Source organism: Bacillus cereus group sp. Bce019, assembly GCF_051781745.1.
In the GTDB taxonomy this organism is placed as follows: Bacteria; Bacillota; Bacilli; order Bacillales; family Bacillaceae_G; genus Bacillus_A; species Bacillus_A cereus.
The window spans coordinates 1-269 of record NZ_JBPWJX010000147.1; the positions used below are offsets into that span (position 1 = coordinate 1).

Sequence of the window (269 nt, forward strand, 5' to 3'; positions counted from 1 at the left end):
ATTCTTATGCTCTTTGAACATCAATAGTATCCTTTGTTAAAGCTCCTTACTTACCACAAGGTATATCTATGTCACTTTGCCTCATCTATTGTTGATCCTCTTTGAACTTTAACAAGGATAAAATTTGTTGTTCAATTAGTTCCAAATCTTCTTTTTCCGATTGAGTTGGAATATTGAAGATAAAGCGTCGGGTAAAATAAGCAAAGAAAATTCCGGCACAAGAACGTAGGGTTTCTATTGTCTTATCTGAAAAATCAGCTTCAGGGGCT

At 34.6% G+C, this 269-nt stretch carries 1 protein-coding gene; it reads right to left on the bottom strand.

The window, feature by feature from the left end:
* Positions 1-85: 85 nt before the first annotated feature.
* Positions 86-269 (bottom strand): hypothetical protein (locus ACS2QP_RS27805; RefSeq protein ID WP_438883073.1); only part of this gene is annotated, 184 nt, incomplete at its 5' end.